This is a genomic window from Cupriavidus sp. PB-02 (assembly GCF_058252315.1).
In genome coordinates, this window is record NZ_JBXPSX010000003.1 from 98635 (window position 1) to 123149 (window position 24515).

Consider the following 24515-nt stretch of genomic DNA (forward strand, 5'->3'; position numbering starts at 1 on the left):
TGACTTCTAGCGCCCCTCTGCCGCACTGTTTTTTCTTGCGTAAAAATTCGAAACTTCCTCGATCTCTTGATCGCTCATCGCTCGCGCCATATTGCGCATCTGCGCCTCGCCGTCATTACGGCGGGTACCGTCGCGGAACGCATGCAACTGGCTTGTCAAATAGGCGTGCGGCATGCCTTCGAGCCACGGCGCACCGAATTTCTGATCCACGCCTCCGTGGCATGAAATGCAGGGCGCCACATTGCGCAGCGGGTCTCCCACGCGCACCAACGCGGGCAGGTTCTCGTCGTAGGTCGTCGGAGCCGTGCGGGCCTTGGGAAGCGAAGCGTAGTAGGCCGCGAGGTCGGCGATGTCGCGCTCGGAGAGATTGCGGGAAAGCGTCTCCATGATCGGACTGCCACGCTTGCCTGTCTTGTAGTCCTGCAACTGCTTGATGACGACTTCGGGATACTGTCCGGCGAGGTTGGGCGCATTGGACGCGCTCATGCCCTGCGCGCCATGGCACATGGTGCAGTTCAATGCGAGCGTGGCACCCCGGCCTACGGCGTCGGCCGGCGCGGCATGGGCCATTGCGCGGTCCAGCACGACGTTGGTGGCCACGTGGCCGGTACGGGCAGCACTGTTACCGGCCCATTGGGATGGTACGCCCGCAGCACGGCAGATGGTGTCCCACAGTCCACGCACGGTAAAGTCGCCTTGCGCCATGGGCAGCCACAGGAAACCGACCAGCATCAGCAGGGCGGTGAGCGCGGCCAGAGCCACCACGCTCTGCCTGCCGAGCGGGCTGCGGTCCGGGGGCGTACGGTTGTCTTGCATCAGCGGCTCCCGATGGGCACCACCGGCACGCGGGCGTTGTCCAGCATGGCCATTTGCACGATGGGATAGCCATAATTCACCAGCGTCAGCGCGATCATCATGCCCACCCAAAGCGCGTAGCCGTTCAGTGCGGCTGGCGGCCGGGCCCCGGGAAGCAGCGGCTGGCTAAAGGTGTATGGTGCGGGCGCCGGCCCGGGGCGCCGCTGGGCGCGGGCAAGGATCAGCACAAACAGGATGGCCGAGACAACCATCGCCAGCCCCCCGAAAGTGGAGGCCGTCACCGTCCATGCCTGCGGTTGGAGCGCCGGGTGGCTGTAGTCGTAGTAGGCCATGCGGCGCGGCATGCCGAGCAGGCCCACCCAGTGCCACGGTAGCGACAGCACCAGCATGCCGAGGAACCACAGCCACAGTTGCAGGCGCACCAGCCCCGATTGCAGCGGCGCGCAGCCAGTGAGCTGCGGCCATATGTCATAGGCGACCACCATGTACATGATGACGACGGCGCCGGCGAAGATCAGGTGGAAATGTCCGGTGACCCACTGCGTGTTGTGTATCGTCTCGTTGAGCTGGTAGCTCATGTTGATAATGCCGCCGGCGCCGCCCAGGCCGAGCATGATGAAGGAAAACGTTACCGCCAGCATCATCGGGTTGCGCCACGGCAGCGCCGTCAGCCAGCCGAACACGCCCTTGCCGCCGCGCAGCCGCCCCGCGATCTCCACCGAGGCGACGATGGTAAACACCGTGAGCAGCGTGGGCACTGTCACCAGCCCTGTCATGGCCGCATGCACGAACTTGAAGCCCGCGCCGACCTGCGGATCGGCAAACAGGTGATGGATACCGATGGGCATGGAGAAAACGAGGAACAGCGCGAAGGCTACCCTCCCCATCGTATCGCTGTAGAGCCGCCCGCCGATGGCGCGCGGCACGATGCTATAGAAGGCCACGTAGGCCGGGATCAGCCAGAAGTAGACGATGGCGTGCAGTGTCCAGGAGAAGAACACACGCGATAGCCCGGCGTTGATGGTGTCGGTCAGTCCCAGGGACGCGGGCAGGATCAGCACAAGCACCTCGACCGCCGCACCCACCGACGTCCACGCCCACAGGTAAGCGCCGGCCACTGTGCCGTACAGTGCCAGCGGGACGGTTGCGCCGGGGTTGTCTCGCCGCCAGGCGTGCAGATTCACCGACATCAGCGCCACCCACACCCACGAGCCCACCACCACCAGCACCACGCCGAGGTAGTAGAACGGGCTGCCGATCATGGGCGGGTAGAAGGTGTAGAGCACCGACGCCTTGCCCAGCCCCATGGCGATGGACGCCAGCACCGTGCCCGCAATCACCAGCCAGAAGCCGAGCCACGCCCAGCGCAGCCCCAGCAGAGGCCGCTTCAGCGACAGCTCGGTGATGGCGTAGCCGAACCCCATCGCCACCAGCGTGGGCATCACATAGGCCATGACCGTGCCGTGGGCGGTGACGGAGCGGTAGTAGTGCTCGGGATTGTTGACCCACTGCGCCAGCGGGCTGCGGATGAACATCTGCCATTCGCCAAGCAGGATGGCGCCGAGGAAGGCGATGAACGCCACCCAGAAATGCGCGAGGACAAGCTTTCTAGCGAGAAACACAGTTCATCCTTTCCGCGCCACGCGCGCGGGCCATGAACTCCTCTCGGGGCAGGACCTCCACCCGAGCCCACATCGCCTCGTGGCCCGTGCCACAGTACTCGTGGCAGGGCATCAGGTGCTCGCCGGCCTTGGGGAAGGTGGTGGTGAAAGTGGCTACGAAGCCCGGAATGAGCATTGTGTTGGCGTTGGTCGTGCCGACGATGAAGCCATGGATGGTGTCGGCGGCGGTGCCGCGGAAGGTTACCGGCACGCCTGCAGGCACCACGAGGCACTGTGGCTCGAAGGAGTACTGCTGTGCGATCAGCCGCACCGTGACCTTGCCATCGGCGTCCACGGCGGTGCCCAGGTTGCCCTCGGCGAACTCGCCGCGCAGGTGCAATGTTTTCACATCCACCGTCTCCACCCGCGATGGCGGCATCGACGCCCAGTGCAGCCCGGCGAAGATCATCAACAGAATGATCACGGCGATGATGAGTCCGACCACCACGGCCCAGCGCCGCTCGGCCGCGACCGCGACCGCCTCGGCGTGATGGCCGTCCGGGGCGGCGGACGGACCGGAGGGCGGCGTCGCTGCGTTCACTGGACCATCCCCCTCGGCACGTGGATGAAGAACCAGAAAGCGAGGTAGATCAGCACGACGATGGCCGTCGCCACCCCTGCCACGGCGAAGGCGCCGGTCGGCCCCGCACTGACCACGCGATGCACGTCGGCCTCGTTGGGCTCGATGGGCTCGGCATGGTCAGGATCGGAGGCGCCCGGTTTCGCGCCGGGTATCGGACTGGGTATGGTCATCGGATTCACTCCGGCAGCAGCTTGCGCAGCTCATTCACCTGGTTTGGGGCGACCGGCGTACCGGCATTGCCCCACGCTACGCGGATATAGGTAACGACTGCGGCAGCCTTGTCGTCGTCAAGAATGTGCGAGAACGGCGGCATTCCGTGTGGGCGGGGATTCTTGGCGGTGCCGGGCGGATAGCCGCCATTGAGGACCATGCGGATGGAATTCACCGGCGAGGCCATCGTGATCGACTGGTTGCCGGCCAGCGGCGGGAAGGAGGGCGGATGGCCCTTGCCGTCGTCGGCATGGCACATCGCGCACTGCTGGGTGTAGACCTGCCGGCCCAGTTCCATCACCGCCGGTTGGACCAGCCGCGCCTGGCTGGTGGGCGGCGGCTCGGTGTCGCGCGGGGCCAGCGATTTCAAGTAGACGGCCATGGCTTCCACGTCCGCATCGGTCAGGTATTGCAGGCTGTTGTAGACCACTTCGGCCATCGGTCCATACACCGTGCCCCGGTGAGAGATGCCCACCTGCAGCAGGTCGGTGATGTCCTTGATTGGCCAGTTGCCCAGTCCCGCCTCGCGATTGGAGGTCAGCGACGGCGCGTACCAATTCTGGTTCGGGATCATGCCGCCCTCGAATTCCTTCGATTCGCTGGAGCCGCCCAGCACATTGATGGCCGTATGACACATCGCGCAATGGCCCAGCCCCTCCACCAGGTAGGCACCACGGTTCCATTGCGCCGTCTGCTTCGGATCGGGCTGGTACTCGCCTTCCTTGAAATACAGGGTGCGCCAGCCGATCAGCAACTCGCGCTTATTGAACGGAAAGCGCAGCTCGTGTGGCCGGTTGGGATGCTTCACCGGCGGCACCGACATCAGGTAGGCATAAATGGCATCCGAATCCGCGCGCGTTACCTTCGTATACGAAGCGAACGGCATGGCCGGGTAGAGCAGGGTGCCATCGCGCGAGACGCCGGTGTGCATCATCTTGTAGAAGTCGTCAGCGCTCCACCGACCGATGCCGGTCTCATCGTCGGGCGTGATGTTGGGCACGTAGAGGTTGCCGAAGGGGGTGGCCATTGGCCGTCCGCCGGCAAAAGGTTTTCCGTTTGGCTCGGTGTGGCAGGCCACGCAATCGCCGGCGCGGGCCAGGTACTCGCCCTTGGTGATGATCTGGGTGGCAGCGCCGACCGGCCCGGACGGGGCGGCTTTGGTCGGCGGCGAGCCCGCCTGCTGTGGCGCCGAAGTGGGGCGCTGCATGAAGCGAATCGCCAGCACCACGATGACGAGTATGACCGCAGTGCCGAGGACGAGTACGGGCCAACGTTTCATTGCATCACCGCTGGCTGCCGCAAGCCAGCGGCATGCGAACCAGGTTTGAGGATTCCGGCGACGGGTCGCTCGGCGCCGGCTGCTGCGATAGCCACTCAGCCACCGCCGAAACGTCGGCATCGCTCAGCCGCCCGGCGATGCGCTTCATGCAGTCGGGCTCGGCCGCATGGCGCTCGCCTACCTTCCAGCGCGTGAGCTGGCCGACGATATACGCGCGGCGCAGCCCGACCAGCCCCGGAATGCCCGGCTCCATCCCGGTCAGCCCGTTGCCGTGGCAGGCGGCGCAGGCCGGAATGCCCTGGCCAGCGTCGCCCTTGTTCACCAGCGCCTGACCGCGGGCGAGCACGGGCGGCGCGGCGTTGCTGCTCTCCTTGGGCGCGAAGGGCGGCCGCAGCTTGGCGAAGTACTCGGCAATTTCCTTCAGGTAGGGGTCGGGCAGGTAGGCCACCAGGTAGTTCATCGGCGGATACCGCCGCGTGCCGTCGCGAAAGGCCGCCAACTGGTTATAGAGGTACCCTGCCGGCTTGCCGGCTATGCGGGGGAAGTAGCCGTTTGCTGTGCCTTGGCCGCTCTGGCCGTGACAGGTGACGCAGCCCTGTACCCTGGCTTCGAGAGAGTCCACTTGCCTTAAAGGCCGGGACGGCCTCAGGCTGCGCGATCCCAACCAAGGGAAAGACAAGGAGCGTCGCGAGCGGCGTGAACTTCCATGTGGGGCGCATGGGCGGTGTGCCGTGTTGGATGCATCAAGCGTAGACGTCAAGCGTGCCGTGTCAAGCGGAAAGGCAACGCCTTCAATCTGAGGTCGTAAAGGGCGAGCGCTGTGGTTCGTCAAATCCACCGAGAAATTGAAGTGGCTCAGGGCACCTTGTGATCCCTTCCGCCTTCATTTGGATGGGTGATGGCGCACTTGTGACCAAGACGCCACGGCACGACGGATGCGGGGCCGGCGCTCGCCACCATGGGCGTCTGCTATCTTGGATTTGCATCAGCAAACATTTCCCGTGGCATTGCATTGGTGATGGGGGCCGGCACCGGGCGCTCCGACGACCCCCGCAATCCCTTTCCCTCATGCGCACGGGGCGCAGCGTGTTGTGAAATGGGGGCAAAGCCATGAGAAAAGTGCGACTCGCTGGTCGGTTCGGTGCACCAAACAGTAAAGGCCTATGCGCTAATCTGGGCCGCCGTTGTCTTGGGAGCACTATCGTCCTTGCTGTCGCCGCCGGGTCGGCGCATGCCGCGCCGACGGATGCTGACGGCTGGCAATTTTCCGTCGCCCCGTATCTTTGGTTGCCAAACGTGAGCGGCGCGTTGCGCTTCTCCGGATCCTCGTCTACCGGAGGTGGCAACCTCGATGTTGGAGCGGGGCCGGACAGCTATCTCCAGAATTTGCAGTTTGTTCTGATGCTGCAGGTCGAAGCCAGCAAGGGAGATTGGACTGTCCTTGCCGACGCGATCTACCTTGACTTTAGTCGTCAGCAAACCAACCTCAAGGCCGTGGGGGCGGAGGGCGGCACCAGGGTTGTCGTCCCGCGCGACCTGGCGACCGATGTCAGCAGCGGCCTGAGCGGCGGCCTGTTCGCACTTGCAGGAGGCTATACAGCCCTGCGTGCGCCTTGGGGAGCTGTCATGCCGTTCGGCGGGCTCCGGTATCTGAACCTGAGCGCTAACGCGAACTGGACATTATCCGCAACGTTCGATCAACAAGGCGCGATGTTGGCAAGGCAAGGGAGCGTATCGCAGACGGCGAATATCGTGGACGGCATAGTCGGTATGCGCGGACGCATCAATCTCAGTAGCAGTGGCAAGTGGTACGTGCCTTATTACATTGACGTCGGCACCGGTTCCTCCAGATACACGGTTCAAGCGTACGGGGGGGCGGCGTACGCGGCAAGGTGGGGGGATGTGCAATTGTCCTATCGCTACATCACCTACCAGTTGGGCGGTAACCAGTTGGTGCAAAGGCTCACCCTCAAGGGTCCCATGCTAAGTGTGGTGTTTCGCCTCTGAGTTCGATAACTGGCTGCGGGTCCCGGTAAATAGGAGGCACAGCGAGATGCGGGCAACGAAATGGTTCCATTTGCGTCTCGGATCCGTGCAAGTGCTCGCGACGCTGAGCCTGCTAAGCGCCTGCTCCGCGACGAACGAGGGCATGCAGCCCGGCAAGACACCCGCGATCAATCAGCCTGGCGTGCCGGTTGGCCCCACACGCGACTGCCAGGCGGAGGCCGCCGCACTTCTCGGGTCCGTGCCTCTGTCTGTTGTGCGGGCCGTGTTTAATGCCTGCACAGCGGAAAACGAAGGTAGCTAGTGTAGCGTTCTGTTCTTGATGGAACTTATATGAATTCGGCGTCTCCAATGCCCTACTGCGATACAGCGTGGAGAGAGCGAGTGCGAGTTGCCCCCGAGATCATGTTGACCGACGAGGAGCGAACCAAGTTGACGAGGCTGGTTCGGTCGAAGCTCACGAGCGTGAGGCTGGCGCAGCGCGCGCGCATTGTGCTGCTGGCCGCCAACGGATTGCAGAACAAGGACATCGCCGAGCAGTTGGGAGTCGGACGCGTGCAGGTCTCGCGTTGGCGTGAGCGGTATGCGCAATCGGGGCTGGCCGGTATCGAACGCGACTTGCCGCGCGGTGCGCCGCCGGTGAAGGTGGACACGGCGCGGCTGGTGGAGCTGACCACTCAAACGAAGCCCGTGGCGGCCACGCACTGGAGCACGCGCAAGATGGCCGCCGAGTTGGGCGTGAGCGCCAGCACCGTCATGCGCCATTGGCACGCCCACGGGTTGAAGCCGCACATCGTGCGCGGCTTCAAGGTCTCGCGCGATCCGCGGTTCGTCGAGAAGCTTGAAGACATCGTTGGCCTCTACATGTCGCCACCCGAGCACGCGCTGGTGCTGTGCTGCGATGAGAAGAGCCAGGTGCAGGCGCTGGATCGCACGCAGCCCGGCTTGCCGTTGAAGAAGGGACGTGCGGCCACCATGACGCACGACTACAAGCGCAACGGCACGACCACGCTGTTTGCCGCGCTCAACGTGCTCGATGGCCAGGTCATCGCCCAGTGCCAGCAGCGCCACCGCCATACCGAGTGGCTGAAGTTCCTGCGCAAGATCGACCGCGAGACGCCCAAGGACAAAACGCTGCATCTGATCGCCGACAACTACGCCACCCACAAGCATCCTGCGGTGCAAGACTGGCTGGCCAAGCATCCGCGCATCAACATGCACTTCACGCCCACCTCGGCGTCATGGCTGAACATGGTCGAGCGGTTCTTTCGCGACATCACGACCGAGCGACTTCGCCGCGGCGTATTCACCAGCGTGCCGGAACTGGTCGACGCCATCAACGAGTACATCGCTCACCACAACACCAACCCCAAGCCGTTCATCTGGACCAAGAGCGCTCGCGACATCCTACAGAAGGTCATTCGCGCCAACCGCCGCTTAAGTTCCAAACAGAATGGAACATTGCACTAGCCTGGCAGGTGAGGGGACACTCCGGCCAAGCTGGCCTGTCGCCTCTGCCTTGGCCTCGCGAGCTTCACGGACAGCAGCGATTCGCTTATAGTGCGCATGCCGTCGTCAAGGCGAGATCGCCGTTCGCTTACGGCCATGTCCTTCGTTGACTGCGACGGCTTTGGCATCGTATTCCTCAAACCGCGCGGCGGACCATCAGCTCCTTGATCTTGCCGATGGCCTTGGTCGGGTTCAGACCCTTCGGGCACACGTCGACACAGTTCATGATGCTGTGGCAGCGGAACAGGCGGTACGGGTCGTTCAGGTTGTCCAGGCGCTCGCTGGTGGCCTGGTCGCGGCTGTCCGCAATGAAGCGGTAAGCCTGCAGCAGGCCGGCGGGGCCGACGAACTTGTCCGGGTTCCACCAGAACGACGGGCACGACGTGGAGCAGCTGGCGCAGAGAATACACTCGTACAGGCCGTCCAGCTCGTCACGCTCTTCCGGCGACTGCAGGCGCTCTTTCTCGGGCGGCGGCTCGTCGTTGATCAGGAACGGCTTGATCGAGTTGTACTGCTTGAAGAAGTTCGTCATGTCGACGATCAGGTCGCGCACCACCGGCAGGCCGGGCAGCGGACGCAGCACGATGCGGTCCGGCAGCTCGCGCATATTGGTCAGGCACGCCAGGCCGTTCTTGCCGTTGATGTTCATCGCGTCCGAGCCGCACACGCCTTCACGGCACGAACGGCGGAACGAGATGGTTTCGTCCAGCTTCTTCAGCTTGACCAGCGCGTCCAGCAGCATGCGCTCGTGACCGTCCAGCTCGACCTCGTAGGTCTGCATGCGCGGTGCCGCATCCTTGTCCGGATCGTAGCGGTAGACTTCGAAAATACGCTTCATTTCTGTGGGTCCTGTTATCTCTACGATGCGGTGCTCAGAAGGTACGGGCCTTCGGCGGCACGCTTTCCACCGTCAGCGGTTCCATCTTCACCGGCTTGTAGTCGAGGCGGTTGCCTTCGCTGTAGAACAGCGTGTGCTTGAGCCAGTTCTGGTCGTCGCGATTCGGGAAGTCGCTGTGCGCGTGGGCACCGCGCGATTCCTTGCGAGCGGCCGCCGAGATCATGGTGGCCTTGGCCACTTCCACCAGGTTGGCCACTTCCAGGGCTTCCACCAGCGCGGTGTTGAAGACCTTGGACTTGTCCTTCAGGTGGATGTTGTTGGCGCGCTCGGAGACTTCCAGGATGCGCTCGACACCTTCGTCCATCAGCTTCTGCGTCCGGAACACGCCGGCATGTGACTGCATGTTCTTGCGGATGTCGTTGGCCACGTCCTGCGTGTACTCGCCCGACGACGTTGCCTGCAGCTTGGCCAGGCGCGACAGCGCGAGGTCGGCGGCATCGGCCGGCAGCGGCTTGTGCTCTTTCTGCTTCAGGTTCTGCGCGATGATGTGGTTGCCGGCCGCGCGGCCGAACACCACCAGGTCCAGCAGCGAGTTGGTGCCCAGGCGGTTGGCGCCGTGCACCGACACGCACGAGCATTCGCCGATCGCGTAGAAACCGTTCAGGACTTCGTTCGGGTTGCCGTTCTTCGGCACCACGACCTGGCCGTGATAGTTCGTCGGGATGCCGCCCATCTGGTAGTGGATGGTCGGCACCACCGGGATCGGTTCCTTGATCGCGTCGACGTTGGCGAACTTCATGCCGATTTCGCGGATCGACGGCAGGCGCTTCATGATGGTCTCGGCGCCGACGTGGGTCAGGTCGAGCAGCACGTAGTCGCCGTTCGGGCCGCAGCCGCGGCCTTCCTTGATTTCCTGGTCCATCGAGCGCGAGACGAAGTCACGCGGCGCCAGGTCCTTCAGCGTCGGGGCATAGCGCTCCATGAAGCGCTCGCCGTCCTTGTTGCGCAGGATACCGCCCTCGCCGCGCACGCCCTCGGTGATCAGCACGCCCGCGCCGGCCACGCCGGTCGGGTGGAACTGCCAGAATTCCATGTCTTCCAGCGGCACGCCAGCGCGTGCGGCCATGCCCAGGCCGTCACCGGTGTTGATGAAGGCGTTGGTGGAAGCGGCGTAGATGCGGCCGGCACCGCCGGTCGCGAACAGCGTGGTCTTGGCCTCGAGGATGTAGACCTCGCCGGTTTCCATTTCCAGCGCGGTCACGCCCAGCACGTCGCCGTCCTGGTCGCGGATCAGGTCCAGCGCCATCCATTCGACGAAGAAGTGGGTCTTGGCGCGCACATTGCGCTGGTACAGCGTGTGCAGCAGCGCGTGGCCGGTACGGTCAGCCGCGGCGCAGGCGCGCTGCACGGGCTTTTCACCGTAGTTGGCGGTGTGGCCGCCGAACGGGCGCTGGTAGATGGTGCCGTCGGGGTTGCGGTCAAACGGCATGCCGAAGTGTTCGAGCTCGTACACGACCTTCGGGGCTTCACGGCACATGAACTCGATGGCGTCCTGGTCACCCAGCCAGTCCGAGCCCTTGATGGTGTCGTAGAAGTGATAGTGCCAGTTGTCTTCGCTCATGTTGCCCAGCGAAGCACCGATACCGCCCTGCGCCGCCACGGTGTGCGAGCGGGTCGGGAACACCTTGGACAGCACGGCCACGTTCAGGCCGGCTTCCGCGAGCTGGAGGGATGCGCGCATCCCGGCGCCGCCAGCACCGACGATGACCACGTCAAAGCGGCGACGCGGCAATCCAGTCTTGACTGCGACCATTTATTACACCCTCCAGAGAATCTGAGCAGCGTAGCCCGCACAACCGACGAGCCACAGAATCGTAAGAACTTGCAGCACCAGGCGCACGGCCATCGGGCGCACATAGTCCATCCAGATGTCGCGCACGCCGATCCAGGCGTGATAGAGCAGCGACAGGATGGTCAGGAACGTGATGATCTTCATCCACTGGTTGGAGAAGAGCCCTGCCCACGCTTCGTATGAAGCGCCGTTCGACAGCAGGAAGGCAATGGCCAGGACGACGGTGAAGACCACCATGATCACGGCCGTGACGCGTTGCGCGAGCCAGTCTTTCAGGCCGTAGTGGGCACCGACGACAAGACGCTTGGGACCGATATTGTTGTTTGCCACCGTGATTCTCCTCAGAACAGGCCGAACAGCTTCAGGCCGAAAATCAGGGTAAGCAGCAGGCTGACAACCAGCACGCTGATGGCAGACTTAGCCGAAGCGGGCTTGGAGACACCAACGTGCACATCCAGCAGCAGGAAACGGATACCGGCGCAGAAGTGATGCAGATAACCCCAGATCAGGGCCAGCAGAACCAGCTTGACGAAGCCGCCGGACAGGAGGGCCGAGAACTTTGCGAAGCTCAGTTCCGAAGTGATGCTCTGCTCGAACAGGTACAGCACGAAGGGAAGGAGGAGGAACATCAAGGCACCGCTGACGCGATGCAGGATGGATACCTTGCCGGCCCAGGGCAAGCGGTATCTCGCGATCTGCGAGATACCGATGTTCCGGTATTCGGGCCTGGTTGACTGCAGCTTTTCCATGGGGGCTGATTCTTTTCGTTGGATGGATTCGCCGCCTCGGCCTCAAACAGCATCGCCGCGGTCATAGACACCGGGACGCTCTCGGCAAGGCGGGATACGCGGCATTCTGGCCTGTCGCTGATATACTGTCCAATATCTATCGCATCTTTCTGATATATATAACAGCAGATATCGCATGGAGCTGCGGCATATTCGCTACTTCCTCGCAGTCGCTGACGAGCGCAACGTAACGCGGGCAGCGGAAAGGCTTGGCATTGGACAGCCGCCTCTCAGCCAGCAGATTCACGCGTTGGAGGAGGAGCTCGGCGTAAAGCTTTTCCGCAGAACCGGGCATGGCGTGGTCTTGACGGAAGCGGGCGAGGCGTTTGCAACGGATGCCAGGCGAATACTTCATGACACGCGCGCAGCAGTGGAGAAAGCGCAAAGCGCCGGACGGGGCGAAATCGGGCGCCTCAACATCGGATTTACCGGCTCTGCCGCGTTCAACCCCGTGGTCTCCAGGCTAATCCGCGCTTATCGACAGGACTACCCGAATGTCGTCCTGACCCTGGCGGAAGGTAACACGTCCGAGCTCCTTGCATATCTTAATGATGGTCGAGTAGATGTGGCCTTTGTCCGATTGAGCGGGCAATCGCCGGCTGGGGTTCAACTTCAGCACATTGCCGTGGAGCCAATGAAGGTCGTGCTACCTGCAACGCACCATCTTGCGAAGAGACGTCGAATCTCCCTCGACGCATTGGCAGAAGACCATTTTGTACTGCTACCTAGGGAAGCAAGTCCGACTTTGCATGACGTCATCGTCGGCGCGTGCAAGAAGGCTGGCTTTGATCCCATTGCGGGCCAGGAAGCGCCGCAGCTCTCCTCGGTTGTGAATCTCGTTGCAGCGGAGTTCGGTGTGTCGCTCGTTCCTGCCTCTGTTTGCCAAATACAGGTGGAGGGAGTTGTTTATAGAGACATAGTTGGCAGCTCCATCTCTATCCGCTTGGCGCTCGCGTCGAGGATCGAGCCAACACCAGCGAAGACGGCTAATTTCCTGGCGATGGTCGCGGATGCTGTGTCGCTGCAAACGTAAGTTGAGCTTTAAAGCAACTGCAGTGGTTTATTGGAACGATCACGTTTCAGGCCGCGCATGGAATCAGGCGACCTCGACGATCAGTTCGATTTCCAGGCAGGCGCCGAGTGGTAACTGCGGCACGCCGAACGCGCTGCGCGCGTGCTGGCCGCGCGTGCCAAACACCTCGGCGAGCAGTTCGCTGGCGCCATTGGTCACGAGGTGCTGCTCGGTGAAGTCCGCTGTCGAATGGACGAGGCTGGTGAGCTTGACGATCCGCACGATCGAATCGAGGTCGCCGGTGGCGGCGTGCAGCGTCGCGAGCAAGTCGATGGCAACCAAGCGGGCCGCCGCGATACCGTCGGCGGTGCGCAGGTCGTCGCCAAAGCGGCCGGTCCGAACCTGGCCATCGACGCGAGAGAGATGGCCGGACACGTGGATCAGCTTGCCGGACCGCACGCTCGGCACATAGGCCGCCGCCGGGCCCGAAGCCTTGGGCAGTTCGATGCCGAGCTGCGTAAGCTTATCGTAGATTCGGGGCGCCGGCGCGAACGCCGGACCGTTCGGTTTCAGGCGCATGCCGGGCTTGAGATGCTGCCATGGCAGGTACGCCGGATCGGCGATGAACGGACCGGGCGCACGCACCACGAAAATGTCTTCCGCGATCGCGGCGAAGTCGGCGCGGAAATGCACCGAGCTCTTGTTCACGAGAATCTTCATCCCCGCCGGATCGATGCCGACCGCGCGGTACATGTTGCGGTCGAGCAATTGTGCCTTGGTCGAGCTAACGGCAACGAGCACGCCATCGAGCCGCAGTCGCGCCATTGGTCCCATGTTGGCAGCCTTGCCGTGCATCATCGGTCCGCCGTAGACGAACTTGCCTTCAGACAGCGCCTCCACCTCGAAGGTCGCCCGCAGCGGGGCATCCTCGCTCACCTGTGGGCAGCCGCCAAGCGCAATTTCGATCCTCGCGCCAACACCAGCCTGGTGCGCGGCCGCGGCCGCGGCGGGATCGCAGATAATCCCGATCGCGGCGTCCTGCGCGCCGGCCTTGAGAAGCGCACGCAGCATGCCCATGGTGTTGCCATCGCCGCCGACGCCCGGGTTGTCCTGCGTGTCCGCGAGGATCACTGGCCGCGTGGCCTTTTGCGCGATCCGCATGGCACGCTGCACCGCTGCATCCGGCTCCTCGAACTGCACGGCCCACTGGCTCTCGGGTTCGCAGATGCGCGCGAACAGTGCGTCGACGGCCCGCTCGACGCGGGTTCTGTCGAAGCCGTACCCCCAAACCACGGGACCGCACTCGGCGAAGTCGGCCGCGGGAAAGCCCGGTGTGAACGACAGCGACAGCACGCCTTGCGGCTCCAGCTCTTCGAGCAGGCCGTAGATGCCTTGAGCGGGCTGCATCATCGTGGACATGCTGTTGACCGGTATCAGGAACGGCACGCGTCGTGCCACCAGGTGCGCACGCGACTCCCGCCTGCATAACTCCAGCAGCATCTCGGCTGCCCGCTTGCCGGTGGCGGCCATGTCCACGTGTGGATAGGTGCGATACGCCACCACTCCATCCGCCAGCGCGAGCATCCGTTCGGTGACGTTGGCATGCAGATCCAGCGAGACCACGATCTTCATGTCCGGGCCGGCCACGGCACGGATGCGCGCCAGCAACTCGCCCTCGCCGTCGTCGAGGTGCTGGGCCACCATGGCGCCATGCAGGTCGAGATAGATCGTGTCGTACGAGGCCGTCCTTACCGCCTCCACGATCTCGCCGGCGATGCGCTCGTAGGCATCGGTCGTGACGTGGGCCGAGGCCCCGGCAGCCGCCCAGATCACCGGCGTGACGGTGTGACCGTGCTCGCGAACGTGGTGGATGAAGCCGCTGATCGGCACGTTCACACCCAGCAGGTCGTAGATCGCCTCGCCGCGCACCATGGCGGGAAAATCCTCGCCGCGGACGAAGCTCTCGTAGGTGGCCATGGTTGGGGCGAACGTATTGGTTTCGTGCTGGAAACCGGCAACTAGGATATTCAAGGAAGACCTCCTTGGAACGGGATGCTGGAACGAGGCGGGGCCAGCGACGCCAGCGCCGGCGCCGCCATGGGAACGGCCGTGACGGGTGGAATTATTGCGGCGTCAGCTTTATCGAGCCGGCCATCTTCCTGAACTTCTCGGTCTCGGCGACGTAGAACTTCGCGGAGGCCTCGAGCGTCTGCGGCTTCATCGGCTGCACGCCGGAGAGCTCAAGCGCCTTGATCAGTTCGGGCGACCGCAGCGCTTGCTGCGAGGCGTCCATCAATACGCGGGCACGCTCCGCCGGGATGCCGGCCCTGCTCATGACGCCCAGCCAGATCGAATAAGTGAATTCGGACTTGCGCGCGACGCTGGTTTCGGAGATGGCAGGCACATCGGGCAGCGTTCGCATGCGCTGCGTGTCCAGCACTGCGACCGCCTTGATCTTGTGCGTTTCGAGCAGCTGCGTGGAGGCACCGAGGTTTGGCAGAATCGTCATGTCGATCTGGCGACCGGTCAGGTCTGCCAGCATCGGCGTGGCGCCCTTGTACGGCACCTGCAGCATCTTGGCGCCGGTCAGTTGAGCGATGTATTCGGCGACGATGTGGTACATGGTCCCGTAGCCCGGATTACCGAAGGTCAGGCTCTTGCTGCCTGCCGACTTGCTGGCCGCGATGATCTGTTCGAGCGAGTTGTACGGCAGGTCGCTGCGCGTCATCACGACGAGCGGGTGGTTCGAGACTGGCGCCAGCAGGGCCAGCTCCTCCGACTTGTACTTGGCGCTGGCAAGCGCCAGCGGCGTCAGGATGGCCTCGTTGGGCGAGCCCATGATCAGCGTGTAGCCATCGGCCGGACGGCTCAGCAGGCGCTGCACTGCCAGCGCGCCGCCGGCGCCGGGCAGATTCTCGATGACCACGGGCTGGCCGAGCGCCTTGGCCATCGCCGGCTGCATGGCCCGCGCAAGAACGTCAGCGGGGCCCCCCGGCGGGAATGCGACCAGCATCGATATCGGCTTGGTGGGAAACGCGTCGGCGGCGGACGCCGGCGCGCTGGTCAGCGTAATCCCCAGGATGGCGGCACTAAGCGCGATCCAGCGTTTGACGGGGGGTAGTCCTCGGTCTTGCATGTCGTCCTCCACTTTCTTGGACCTTCTCGCGTAGATACGAGAATCGGTTGTGGGGGGATTGTTGGCTGGAAAATTTGTTCGAGGAACAGCAATCTTTACACGAAATCGTTGCCCTACGGGCAACGCAGTGCAGGCAGGTCATGCGTGAAATCAATCAAATGCGGCTGAAATAACTTTCATGCGGTGCTCGTGTACCGCTCGCGATCCGTGGCGTTGCCGAAGTGCTCAACACGCGCCCTCGGTCATTACGCGGCAGGTACTGGGGGAGGGGTCCCAGTCGTTCCATTCGGCGGGTCATTCCTCCATTACTTGTTACCTATGTGGCGCCTTCCCATGGTGGCAGAATGGCTTGTGCCCGCTCTCCCGTCATTGGTTTGCCGTGGACGCGCGCCTTGCGAGGTTGACAAAATTGTGCTGACCCTTACAGACGTCTCCAAGACATACAACGGCGCCCGACCGCGCACGGTTCTCCGAGGAGTCAGTCTTGCGCTGGACGCCGGCGAATATGTCGCCGTCATGGGTGAATCTGGCGTGGGCAAGTCAACGCTGCTCCACCTGATCGCCGGCCTGGATCGGCCCGACAGTGGCCGCATCCAGTTCGACGGACAGGATCTGGGCAAGCTGAACGACGATGCCGCAACCTTGCTGAGGCGGCGAAAGCTGGGGTTCGTGTTCCAGGCCTTCCATGTTCTGCCGAATTTGAGCGCGGCGCAGAACGTGGCGCTGCCGCTGCTGTTGAACGGCCTCGAGCGGGAAAAGGCGTCAGCGCGCGTTGCCGAGATGCTCGCCGCGGTTGGGCTTGAGGGGCGCGAGGACAGTCTGCCGCGCGAGCTTTCCGGCGGGGAACTGCAGCGGGTGGCAATTGCACGTGCCCTCGTACACCGGCCGATGCTGCTGCTGGCAGATGAGCCGACTGGCAACCTTGATCACGAGACGGCTGCGCGGGTACTAAGCCTGCTGCGCGAACTGGTCAACGCAAATGGCACGGCCGCGATTATCGTCACGCACTCGGCACTGGCTGCGGCGACGGCGGATCGCGTCTTGCAATTGACGCCAGGCGGATTGACGCCGCTGGGGCCACTGCCGCCAATGAGCGCGGCCGCCTAAGCCATGCGAACGCGAAGCTCGCTCGGCCTTGTGCTACTCCTGGGCGAATTGCGCGCCCATCCCGGACGCGCCATCATCGGCATCCTTGCCGTGGCCATCGGTGTGGCAATGGGCTATGGCGTGCATCTGGTCAACCACGCTGCGTTGGCGGAGTTTTCCCAGGCGGTGCGCTCCTTGATGGGGAATGCCGATCTGGAGATCCGCGGGCCGCGCATCGGCTTCGACGAATCGCTCTATCCGCGCATCGCGGGCCTGCCGGAGGTGGCGGCGGCCAGCCCTGTGGTGGAAGTCAATGCGCTGGTGCCGGGGCGCACCGGTGCGCTGACGTTGTTTGGCATCGATGTGTTCCGGGCGGCGCCTGTGACACCCAATCTGATCGGGCGGCCCACCGAGGAGCGCGCGGGCAAGCTCGACGTTCTCGATCCCGACGCCGTGTTCCTTTCGCCGGCGGCGCTGAGCTGGCTCGATCTCAAGCCCGGGGACCCGCTCACCGTGCAAGTCGGGCTCACCGCGCTTACGCTGCGTATTGCCGGCACGCTGCCGGCGGCGGGCGAGGGCATGCGTCTGGGCGTGATGGATATCGGTGCGGCGCAGTGGCGCCTCGACCGGCTTGGCCTGTTGCAGCGGATCGACGTCAAGCTCAGGCCGGGAGTGGACACGGGCAACTTTGCGCAAGCGCTGGCCGCGCTGCTGCCGCCAGGTGTGGTGGCGGGTTCGCCGCAGGACAACGCGCGTCGGACTTCCAACCTGTCGCGCGCCTATCGGGTGAACCTGAACGTGCTCGCCCTGGTGGCGCTGTTCACAGGCGCCTTCCTGGTGTTCACGATGCAGGCTGTATCGGTGCTGCGGCGGCGCTCGCAGCTTGCACTGCTGCGCGCCTTGGGGATGACGCGCGCTGGTCTGCTGCGGCTGTTGCTGGCGGAAGGCGCGGCTCAAGGCACGCTCGGCGCGATGCTCGGCCTGGCGCTTGGCTTTGTCCTCGCCGCCGCGGTACTCGGGTACGCGGGCGGTGATCTGGGCGGTGGCTACTTTGAAGGTGTAAAGCCCAAGGTCCGCTTCGACGCGCTGGCAGCGCTGATCTTCTTCGCGCTCGGCTTGTCCGCGGCGGTGCTCGGCAGTTTCGCACCGGCATGGGAGGCCGCCCGCGCGCGGCCGGCGCAGGCGCTCAAGGCGGGCGATGAGGAGACACCGCTCAAGCGGCTACGCTCGCCGTGGACCGGGCTTGCTGCGATGGCAGCCGGGCTTGGGCTGACGCCACTGCGGCCGGTGGCGGATCTGCCGGTCTTCGGTTATGCGGCGATCGCCCTGCTGTTGGTGGGCGCCATCCTGCTGATGCCATGGCTGGCGCATCTTGTGTTCGGCTTGCTGCCCTCTTCGCGACAGGCTGTGCCGCAGCTTGCCCTGACCCAACTCGCCGGCGCAGCGGGCCGCGCGTCCATCGCCCTGGCCGGCATTGTCGCCAGCTTCAGCCTGATGGCCGCGATGGCGATTATGGTGTCAAGCTTCCGCATCTCGGTGGACGATTGGCTGCACAATGTCCTGCCGGCCGACCTCTATCTGCGTGCATCGTCATACGGCGATAGCGCGTATTTCTCGCTTGACGACCAAGCCGCCATCGCCAGCGTCCGTGGCGTTGCGCGTGCCGAGTTTCTACGTTCGAGCCAGATCCTGCTTGATCCCCAGCGCCCCCCCGTAACGGTCATTGCCAGGCCGATCGATCCGCGCAATCCGGGCGCGCGGTTGCCGCTGACGGCTGCGCCCGTCGCGGCGCAGCCGGGTGATCCGCCGGCGGTATGGGTCAGCGAGGCGATGGTCGACCTCTATGGCTTCCGCCCGGGACAACGTATCACGCTGCCGCTGCAGGGCCGGGCCGTCGCCTTCCTGGTGGGCGGCGTGTGGCGCGATTACGCGCGCCAGTATGGTACGGTGGTGATCAGCCAGGACGATTATCGGCGGCTCACGGACGAGTGGCGTGTCACTGACGTCGCCCTGTGGCTGGAGCAGGGCAACGGCCCGGCGCAGGTCAAGGAGAGGCTGCGTCAGCGCGTCGCCGGCGGTGAACACATTACCTTCGCCGAGCGCGGCGAGATTCGCACCATCACCCTGAAAATCTTCGACCGCAGCTTCGCAGTGACCTACCTGCTGGAGGGTATAGCGGTCGTGATAGGCCTGTTCGGCATCGGCGCCAGCTTCAGCGCGCAGGCCTTGGCGCGTGCGCGGGAATTCGGCATGCTGCGGCATCTCGGCTTCATGCGTTGGCAGATCGGCGCGATGCTGGCACTGGAGGGCGCGTTACTCGCTCTGCTTGGCGTGGTAGCCGGTCTTGCGCTGGGATGGGTCATCGCCTTGATCCTGGTTCACGTTGTCAACCCGCAGTCGTTCCACTGGACCATGAGCTTGCATGTGCCTTGGGCATTCCTGGCCCAGGTGGCGAGCGCGGTGGTGGCAGCGGCCTCGCTGGCTGCGCTGGCTAGCGGGCGGCAGGCGATGTCGCGTAGCGCCGTGCGCGCGGTGCAGGAGGATTGGTGAAGCGGCGCTCATTCCTGCTGTTGTTGCCGGGTTCCGGCGCGGCGGCCGCGGCGCTGGGCGCAGCGCCCGCTTATCCGCCAGTCGACGCAGGTCGAACCCTGGCCTTCCCACGCGACCACGGCGCGCACCCCGACTATCGCACCGAATGGTGGTATGCCACCGGCTGGCTGCAGACGCAGGCAGGAGCGCTGCTCGGCTTCCAGGTTACGTTCTTCCGCTCGCGCCCGCAGATTGACCAGGCCAACCCAAGCCGCTTCGCGCCGCTGCAACTGCTGTTCGCGAATGTCGCACTGAGCGAGCCTGTGGTCGGCAAGCTCCAACACGACCAGCGCGCGGTGCGCAGCGGCTTTGGCCTGGCGCTTGCCAATACTGCCGACACCGATGTGTACATCGACAACTGGTCGCTGCGCCGAGAAATGACGGGGCGCTACCGAGCCAGAATTCCCGCGCGGGATTTCACGCTCGATCTGACAATGGAGCCAACCCAGAGGTTGCTTCTACAGGGCGAACGGGGTTACAGCCGCAAGGGCCCTCTGGCGGCCCAGGCGAGCTATTACTACAGCCAGCCAGGGCTCAAGGTGAGCGGCACCTTGAAGCGGGGCAGTCAGCAGGAAACCGTGCATGGCACTGCCTGGCTGGATCACGAATGGTCGTCGACCTTGCTGGCCGACGAGGCCGTCGGCTGGGACTGGCTCGGCATCAACCTGAATGACGGCGGCGCGTTGATGGCTTTCCAGATCCGGGACAAGGCGGGGCGCAAGTTCTGGGGAGGCGGCACGCTGCGCGGCAGCGACGGTCGCGTCCAGGTACTGGCTCCCGAAGAGGTCAACTTCATGCCGGCGCGCCGTTGGCGCTCGCCTCGTACGGGCACGAGCTATCCGGTTGCCATGGGGTTGAACGCAGGCGATCTCACGCTCGAACTGGTACCGCTGATGGATGATCAGGAACTCGATAGCCGCGCGAGCACCGGCGCGGTCTATTGGGAGGGCGCGGTGACGGCGTTGCGGGGAGGCAATGCGGTCGGACGGGGCTACCTCGAACTGACCGGGTATTTCCAGCGCCTCAATCTTTGACTTGAGGCACGGCCCGGGCAGATGGAGCAGCCCGCCGGCGGTGCCGGGCACGCTGCTGACTGGCGTGGAGAAGGCTCTAGGAGTCTCGTCAGCCGTGAAAATTGCAGACGATGCCTATATCTGGGGGCGGGGCAATTTCGCAGACGGTGTCTACGAAATGTGGTTGATGGCCCAAGCTTGGTAGAACAGGGGCATCTGCTGCTGGTTGCGCTCCGCAAACCTCACGCAGGCTCAGCCGCATATCGCCGACGGTTATGCAAACGCGCCGTTAAGGCAACTCAAGGCCCTCTTGTCGGAGTGCGTAAGTCAGGTGGGCCTGCAGCGTGGGCGCCTGGCGAGAACCAGCGGGGTAGGTCTCAAGGGTTCTGCCATCGGTTACCACGGAGCGCCGAGCAGCGCCGATCTCGCTGGTGATCTGAAAATCCTGTACTGTGTAACGCCATAGTGATCTGAGGGCCACTTATACTCCATCCATTCTGTCGTCAAGGTGCGCTCCAGTCGTTTAGCTGGCAGACGTTTAATAATCCCACGAATTCTTGATTATCCGGGCTGGCTTTGACGATGCTGGACGTTCCCACGGCGCATGCGCCTTGGCTCGAACAGGCAGCGGCCCATGCGGCCCAGATCGGCGAGGATGCGGCCAGGGAACAGCATACCTGGCTGGAAGCGTAGGGGGCGATCCGGCTGGGCGTCATTCTCGGATGCGGTCCTCGATCGGTGCGGAAATGCTTCTGGCTTGGCGTGCTGCCGCGCCTTACGCTTGCTGGTCCACCCGAGGCGGTGCCCTCGGCTGCGATCCCCCTCCAGGTAAGGCCTGACACAAGAGCGAGCTTCCGGAGCCAGCGCCAAAGCGGTCGGCCCGAGAAGACCCGCTTAGCTATCTGCACAGGTTTTTTTGTGTAAGGGGTATCCAGGTGCTGCCAACCAGCGTATATTGCGTCGCGCGGGGTGGAGCAGTTGGCAGCTCGTCGGGCTCATAACCCGAAGGTCGCAGGTTCAAGTCCTGCCCCCGCAACCACATTCATCCAAGCCCCGCCGGAGCAATCCGCGCGGGGCTTTTGTTTTAGTTCCAGCCGCAGACGCACGTATTGCCTTCCGCCTTATTGGAGGTGACCCGCTTATATGAACGCGCCCCGGTTTGCAAGGTAAGACGACCATCGCTTGGCTTGAGCAGGACTGGTTGCAGACTTATATCCGGCCTTGGGTTGCAGGCGACGCCTGCGGGCCATCATGGATATTCCGCCGGGAGCGTCCCTACCTTTTTTTCGTGCTTTGAGGCACCTGCGAGTCATTGGGCTTGCGCTCCCGCGGTCCGACCTGTCTTGCCATGATGTTCATCTAACCGTCGCAACCTGTGGACGGGTCCTGCCTTTCTTCCCTGCCAGCCGGGCCTTGCCGGTCAGGCAGGCCTGACCGAGACGTAGTCTCGGTCATAAGCTCGGTCATGCGCCAACAGCGCCCAGACTGTGCGTGCCATCTTGTTGGCCATGGCGACGGCAACGACGTTTGCAGGCCGTCGCTGCGCGAGCCTCAGGCTCCAGCCGGGCTGATTCTTCCTGCGCAGATGATTCAGCACGGCCCGAGCGCCATGAATGAGCAAGGTGCGCACGTAGGGGTCGCCACGTTTGCTGATGCCGCCCAGCCAGACCTTGCCACCAGTGCCGGTCTGTTTCGGCACCAGGCCAAAATAGGCCGCCAGTTGCCGCCCGGACTTGAAGGTGTGCACGTCGCCAATGGTTGCGATCATGGCGGTAGCGGTGAGCATGCCGATGCCGGGGATGGCGAGAATCGCATGGCAGGCCCGATTCTGCCGCGCCCAGGCGTCGATGCGTTGATCGAGGCGGGCAATCTCTTGATCGAGTTGCTCGATGCTTAGCAATTGTTCGCGCACGAACTCAAACAGTGTAGGCGGCACGTCTTGCTCGATTTCGGCCATGCGCTCGACGATTTCATGTAGGCCTGTTCGCAGTCCACGCCGAAAATGAACGCCGAACTCGAACAGCATGCCGCGCAGCTGGTTGACCAGCATGGTGCGCATCTTCACGCGCAGCCGGCGCATGGCGTGCAGGCTTAGCACGCATTGTTGGGACTCGGTCTTGGGCGCCACGACGGGCATGCCTGGCTGCTGAGCTGCGGTCCAGATGGCCTTGGCATCGGCCGCATCGGTCTTGTTGGTCTGCACGAACGGGCGTACGTACTGGGCATGCAGCAGCACCGGTTCATGGCCCATGGCCTGTAGCTGGCGAGCCCACCAGTGTGCGCTGCCGCATGCTTCCAGCGCGATGCGCCCCGGCTCACGTCGGGCGAGGAATTCGATCAGTTTCGGTCGACTGAAATGTCGGTTGAAACACTTGCCATCAGGTTCGACCCAATAGAGCTGGAAGACAGTTTTTGCGATGTCCAGGCCGTAGGACGTAGTATTCATTTCGGGTTCCTCCATCCTGTGTGGATTGTGACAACTCCCACTCTGGCACATCGATGCCGTTTCGTGATGGGGGACCCGCCTACCCCCACCTGTCATCTTTCCCAGATGTGCAACTGAACCACAGCCCCTATCATCGGGGAGGGCCGGGGCGCGTTCATTCCATCTTTTTCGGACAGTGCCTATCTTGAGTAAACAGGAGGTGCACTATGCCGAAAACGCGCCCACCGTACAGCACTGTCTTCCGTCAGCAAATGGTTGACTTGGTCCATGCAGGTCGCCGCCCCGAAGATCTGGCCAAAGAATTCGAACCCACGGCTCAGACCATTTACAACTGGGTTGCACAGGCCGAGCGTGACGCAGGCACACGTCATGATGGCCTGACCAGTGCCGAGCACCAGGAGCTCACACGGCTACGCCGTGAGAACCGGCAGCTCAAAATGGAGAGGGAGATACTTGCAAAAGCCGCGGCTTGGTTCGCCCGGGAGACCGACTCGCTGCCCGACAAGGGTACGAATTCATGAAGGCGAACCAAGCTCGTTATCCGCTGTCCACCATGGCCCGGCTGCTTAAGGTCTCGCGCAGTGGGTTCCATGCGTGGAACGGGCGTAGCCCGAGCCCCCGTGTCGTGCGTGACAAGCTGCTGCTGGTGCAGATCCGAGCAATTCACTCGCACTCCTGCGGCACCTATGGCGTGCCCCGGGTACACGCGGCTCTGCTGCGTCAGGGCATCCGGGTGGGGCGCAAGCGCGTGGCGAGACTGATGCGTGAGGCCGGGCTGCGCGGGGCATGCCGGCCACACTTCATCTGCACGACGCACCGCGCAGCGCGGGCCAGACCCGCTGCCGATCTGGTGCAGCGGCACTTCCGTGCTGAGGCCCCCAACCAGCTTTGGGTTGCCGATGCGACGTACATTCCGACCAAGGCCGGCTTTTACTATCTGGCTGTCGTCCTCGACGTATACAGCCGACGCATCGTGGGCTGGGCCATGGACAACCACCTGCGCACCGCGCTGATGTTGCAGGCGCTGGACATGGCGCTCGCGCAGCGACATCCCACGTCGGTGATCCACCATTCGGACCAGGGGTGCCAGTACACGTCGGTGGCCTTTGGCCAACGCTGTCGGGATGCGGGCGTACGCCCCTCCATGGGTTCAGTGGGCGATGCCTACGACAACGCCATGTGTGAGGCCTTCTTTGCCACGCTCGAGTGCGAATTGCTGAACCGCTCGCACTTCGCCACCCACGACGACGCCCGACAGGCGTTGTTCACTTGGATTGAGGGCTGGTACAACTCGCACCGCTTGCACAGCGCCCTGGGCTATCGTTCCCCGCAGGAATTTGAAAAGCTGCCTGTCAATGGCATGAATCCGGCGCTACACCGGGCCTACACTGCCCCATCACAAGGAGGAAACCCATCGACATAAAATTCCAATGCGAATCTGTCCGATGAAACGGGGTAACCCCAAATGGCTCGTTTAGCTCGTCGACCTGTTGTGGTTTTCCCGCTCTACCGGAGGCCATGAACTCGGTAATACTGAAGTCCGTCATTCAAACGTTGCTTGTCCGTTACTGACCATTCTGGCGCAACCTTCGGAAAACTCAGCAAGCTTTTCCAATCCTCTGCCCATGCTTGTTCCAGGTTGAAAAGTAGTCCATCTAGTACGCTATCGATAGATAGGTCAACCGCCTTGTCG

The 24515-nt window shown here is 63.6% G+C and carries 20 protein-coding genes and 1 tRNA gene; 8 read left to right on the forward strand and 13 right to left on the reverse strand.

Annotated elements, in window-relative coordinates:
• Nucleotides 1-6: 6 nt before the first annotated feature.
• The 6 genes from AC10V3_RS34800 to AC10V3_RS34825 are packed head-to-tail and all read right to left on the reverse strand — an operon-like array spanning nucleotide 7 to nucleotide 5171.
• On the reverse strand, nucleotides 7-816 hold the full coding sequence (locus AC10V3_RS34800) for a c-type cytochrome (RefSeq protein ID WP_490924439.1): 810 nt from the start codon (nucleotides 814-816) through the stop codon (nucleotides 7-9).
• A complete protein-coding gene (locus tag AC10V3_RS34805; protein ID WP_454754270.1) occupies nucleotides 816-2438 on the reverse strand; it encodes a cbb3-type cytochrome c oxidase subunit I in 1623 nt (540 codons plus the stop codon). Before AC10V3_RS34805 ends, AC10V3_RS34800 begins: the two co-directional genes overlap by 1 nt.
• Entirely contained in the window at nucleotides 2425-3018 is a 594-nt protein-coding gene (locus AC10V3_RS34810) for a cupredoxin domain-containing protein (RefSeq protein WP_490924440.1), read from the reverse strand. Before AC10V3_RS34810 ends, AC10V3_RS34805 begins: the two co-directional genes overlap by 14 nt.
• The gene (locus tag AC10V3_RS34815) at nucleotides 3015-3230 is read right to left on the reverse strand and encodes a hypothetical protein (RefSeq protein WP_490924441.1); all 216 of its coding nucleotides are present in this window, start codon (nucleotides 3228-3230) and stop codon (nucleotides 3015-3017) included. The genes AC10V3_RS34810 and AC10V3_RS34815 overlap by 4 nt, the downstream gene beginning before the upstream one ends.
• A 5-nt stretch (nucleotides 3231-3235) precedes the next feature.
• Nucleotides 3236-4549, reverse strand: coding sequence for a c-type cytochrome (locus AC10V3_RS34820; RefSeq protein WP_490924442.1), 1314 nt, complete (start codon nucleotides 4547-4549; stop codon nucleotides 3236-3238).
• 4 nt (nucleotides 4550-4553) lie between these two features.
• A complete protein-coding gene (locus tag AC10V3_RS34825) occupies nucleotides 4554-5171 on the reverse strand; it encodes a c-type cytochrome (protein WP_490924443.1) in 618 nt (205 codons plus the stop codon).
• A gap of 488 nt (nucleotides 5172-5659) precedes the next feature.
• On the opposite strand from AC10V3_RS34825, the gene AC10V3_RS34830 reads away from it, so the two are divergent.
• Nucleotides 5660-6556, forward strand: a complete 897-nt coding sequence (locus AC10V3_RS34830) for a hypothetical protein (RefSeq protein WP_490924444.1) — start codon at nucleotides 5660-5662, stop codon at nucleotides 6554-6556.
• Between the two features lie 381 nt (nucleotides 6557-6937).
• A complete protein-coding gene (locus AC10V3_RS34835) occupies nucleotides 6938-8023 on the forward strand; it encodes an IS630 family transposase (protein WP_041681043.1) in 1086 nt (361 codons plus the stop codon).
• A 175-nt stretch (nucleotides 8024-8198) separates the two neighbouring features.
• On the opposite strand, the gene AC10V3_RS34840 is transcribed toward AC10V3_RS34835, so the two are convergent.
• Genes AC10V3_RS34840 through sdhC form a run of 4 tightly spaced genes read right to left on the reverse strand, consistent with a single transcriptional unit; the run spans nucleotide 8199 to nucleotide 11501 of the window.
• A complete protein-coding gene (locus AC10V3_RS34840; RefSeq protein ID WP_011298473.1) occupies nucleotides 8199-8900 on the reverse strand; it encodes a succinate dehydrogenase iron-sulfur subunit in 702 nt (233 codons plus the stop codon).
• A gap of 34 nt (nucleotides 8901-8934) precedes the next feature.
• Nucleotides 8935-10713, reverse strand: coding sequence for a succinate dehydrogenase flavoprotein subunit (sdhA, locus tag AC10V3_RS34845; RefSeq protein WP_022535986.1), 1779 nt, complete (start codon nucleotides 10711-10713; stop codon nucleotides 8935-8937).
• Nucleotides 10714-10716: 3 nt separating this feature from the next.
• Nucleotides 10717-11082 (reverse strand): succinate dehydrogenase, hydrophobic membrane anchor protein, encoded by a 366-nt coding sequence (gene sdhD / locus AC10V3_RS34850; protein ID WP_010814617.1) that lies wholly within the window; start codon nucleotides 11080-11082, stop codon nucleotides 10717-10719.
• A gap of 11 nt (nucleotides 11083-11093) precedes the next feature.
• Complete coding sequence (gene sdhC / locus AC10V3_RS34855) at nucleotides 11094-11501, reverse strand: succinate dehydrogenase, cytochrome b556 subunit (RefSeq protein ID WP_349607942.1); 408 nt, start codon at nucleotides 11499-11501, stop codon at nucleotides 11094-11096.
• 175 nt (nucleotides 11502-11676) lie between these two features.
• Here sdhC and AC10V3_RS34860 point away from each other — a divergent pair, with 175 nt between their 5' ends.
• Nucleotides 11677-12573, forward strand: a complete 897-nt coding sequence (locus AC10V3_RS34860; RefSeq protein ID WP_349607940.1) for a LysR family transcriptional regulator — start codon at nucleotides 11677-11679, stop codon at nucleotides 12571-12573.
• 63 nt (nucleotides 12574-12636) lie between these two features.
• On the opposite strand, the gene AC10V3_RS34865 is transcribed toward AC10V3_RS34860, so the two are convergent.
• Both AC10V3_RS34865 and AC10V3_RS34870 read right to left on the reverse strand, forming a co-directional pair.
• The gene (locus AC10V3_RS34865; RefSeq protein ID WP_490924446.1) at nucleotides 12637-14583 is read right to left on the reverse strand and encodes an Atu1372/SO_1960 family protein; all 1947 of its coding nucleotides are present in this window, start codon (nucleotides 14581-14583) and stop codon (nucleotides 12637-12639) included.
• A gap of 91 nt (nucleotides 14584-14674) precedes the next feature.
• A complete protein-coding gene (locus tag AC10V3_RS34870; RefSeq protein WP_490924447.1) occupies nucleotides 14675-15688 on the reverse strand; it encodes a tripartite tricarboxylate transporter substrate binding protein in 1014 nt (337 codons plus the stop codon).
• Nucleotides 15689-16099: 411 nt separating this feature from the next.
• On the opposite strand from AC10V3_RS34870, the gene AC10V3_RS34875 reads away from it, so the two are divergent.
• The 4 genes from AC10V3_RS34875 to AC10V3_RS34890 all read left to right on the forward strand — a co-directional run bounded on the left by AC10V3_RS34875 (nucleotide 16100) and on the right by AC10V3_RS34890 (nucleotide 21415).
• Nucleotides 16100-16795: an ABC transporter ATP-binding protein gene (locus tag AC10V3_RS34875; RefSeq protein ID WP_490924448.1), complete on the forward strand. Its 696-nt coding sequence runs from the start codon at nucleotides 16100-16102 to the stop codon at nucleotides 16793-16795.
• 3 nt (nucleotides 16796-16798) lie between these two features.
• The gene (locus AC10V3_RS34880; protein ID WP_490924449.1) at nucleotides 16799-19324 is read left to right on the forward strand and encodes an FtsX-like permease family protein; all 2526 of its coding nucleotides are present in this window, start codon (nucleotides 16799-16801) and stop codon (nucleotides 19322-19324) included.
• On the forward strand, nucleotides 19321-20397 hold the full coding sequence (locus AC10V3_RS34885; RefSeq protein WP_490924450.1) for a lipocalin-like domain-containing protein: 1077 nt from the start codon (nucleotides 19321-19323) through the stop codon (nucleotides 20395-20397). Before AC10V3_RS34880 ends, AC10V3_RS34885 begins: the two co-directional genes overlap by 4 nt.
• 942 nt (nucleotides 20398-21339) lie before the next feature.
• Nucleotides 21340-21415 (forward strand) — tRNA-Met (locus AC10V3_RS34890).
• A 381-nt stretch (nucleotides 21416-21796) separates the two neighbouring features.
• Here the strand turns inward: AC10V3_RS34890 and AC10V3_RS34895 are convergent.
• Nucleotides 21797-22822, reverse strand: coding sequence for an IS110 family RNA-guided transposase (locus AC10V3_RS34895; protein ID WP_022540268.1), 1026 nt, complete (start codon nucleotides 22820-22822; stop codon nucleotides 21797-21799).
• 206 nt (nucleotides 22823-23028) lie between these two features.
• Between AC10V3_RS34895 and AC10V3_RS34900 the strand changes: the two genes are divergently transcribed.
• Nucleotides 23029-24245 (forward strand): IS3 family transposase gene (locus tag AC10V3_RS34900; RefSeq protein ID WP_414225148.1). Its coding sequence is split into 2 segments (ribosomal slippage): nucleotides 23029-23278 and nucleotides 23278-24245, totalling 1218 coding nucleotides; the frame shifts between segments, so codons are not numbered across the junction.
• Nucleotides 24246-24515 lie beyond the last annotated feature (270 nt).

Coding starts and splice junctions, on each gene's coding strand:
- AC10V3_RS34830 (WP_490924444.1), top strand. CDS start 5,660: ATGAGAAAAGTGCGACTCGCTGGTCGGTTCGGTGCACCAAACAGTAAA.
- AC10V3_RS34820 (WP_490924442.1), bottom strand. CDS start 4,549: ATGAAACGTTGGCCCGTACTCGTCCTCGGCACTGCGGTCATACTCGTC.
- sdhA (WP_022535986.1), bottom strand. CDS start 10,713: ATGGTCGCAGTCAAGACTGGATTGCCGCGTCGCCGCTTTGACGTGGTC.
- AC10V3_RS34840 (WP_011298473.1), bottom strand. CDS start 8,900: ATGAAGCGTATTTTCGAAGTCTACCGCTACGATCCGGACAAGGATGCG.
- AC10V3_RS34880 (WP_490924449.1), top strand. CDS start 16,799: ATGCGAACGCGAAGCTCGCTCGGCCTTGTGCTACTCCTGGGCGAATTG.
- AC10V3_RS34895 (WP_022540268.1), bottom strand. CDS start 22,822: ATGAATACTACGTCCTACGGCCTGGACATCGCAAAAACTGTCTTCCAG.
- sdhC (WP_349607942.1), bottom strand. CDS start 11,501: ATGGAAAAGCTGCAGTCAACCAGGCCCGAATACCGGAACATCGGTATC.
- AC10V3_RS34860 (WP_349607940.1), top strand. CDS start 11,677: ATGGAGCTGCGGCATATTCGCTACTTCCTCGCAGTCGCTGACGAGCGC.
- AC10V3_RS34870 (WP_490924447.1), bottom strand. CDS start 15,688: ATGCAAGACCGAGGACTACCCCCCGTCAAACGCTGGATCGCGCTTAGT.
- AC10V3_RS34815 (WP_490924441.1), bottom strand. CDS start 3,230: ATGACCATACCCAGTCCGATACCCGGCGCGAAACCGGGCGCCTCCGAT.
- AC10V3_RS34800 (WP_490924439.1), bottom strand. CDS start 816: ATGCAAGACAACCGTACGCCCCCGGACCGCAGCCCGCTCGGCAGGCAG.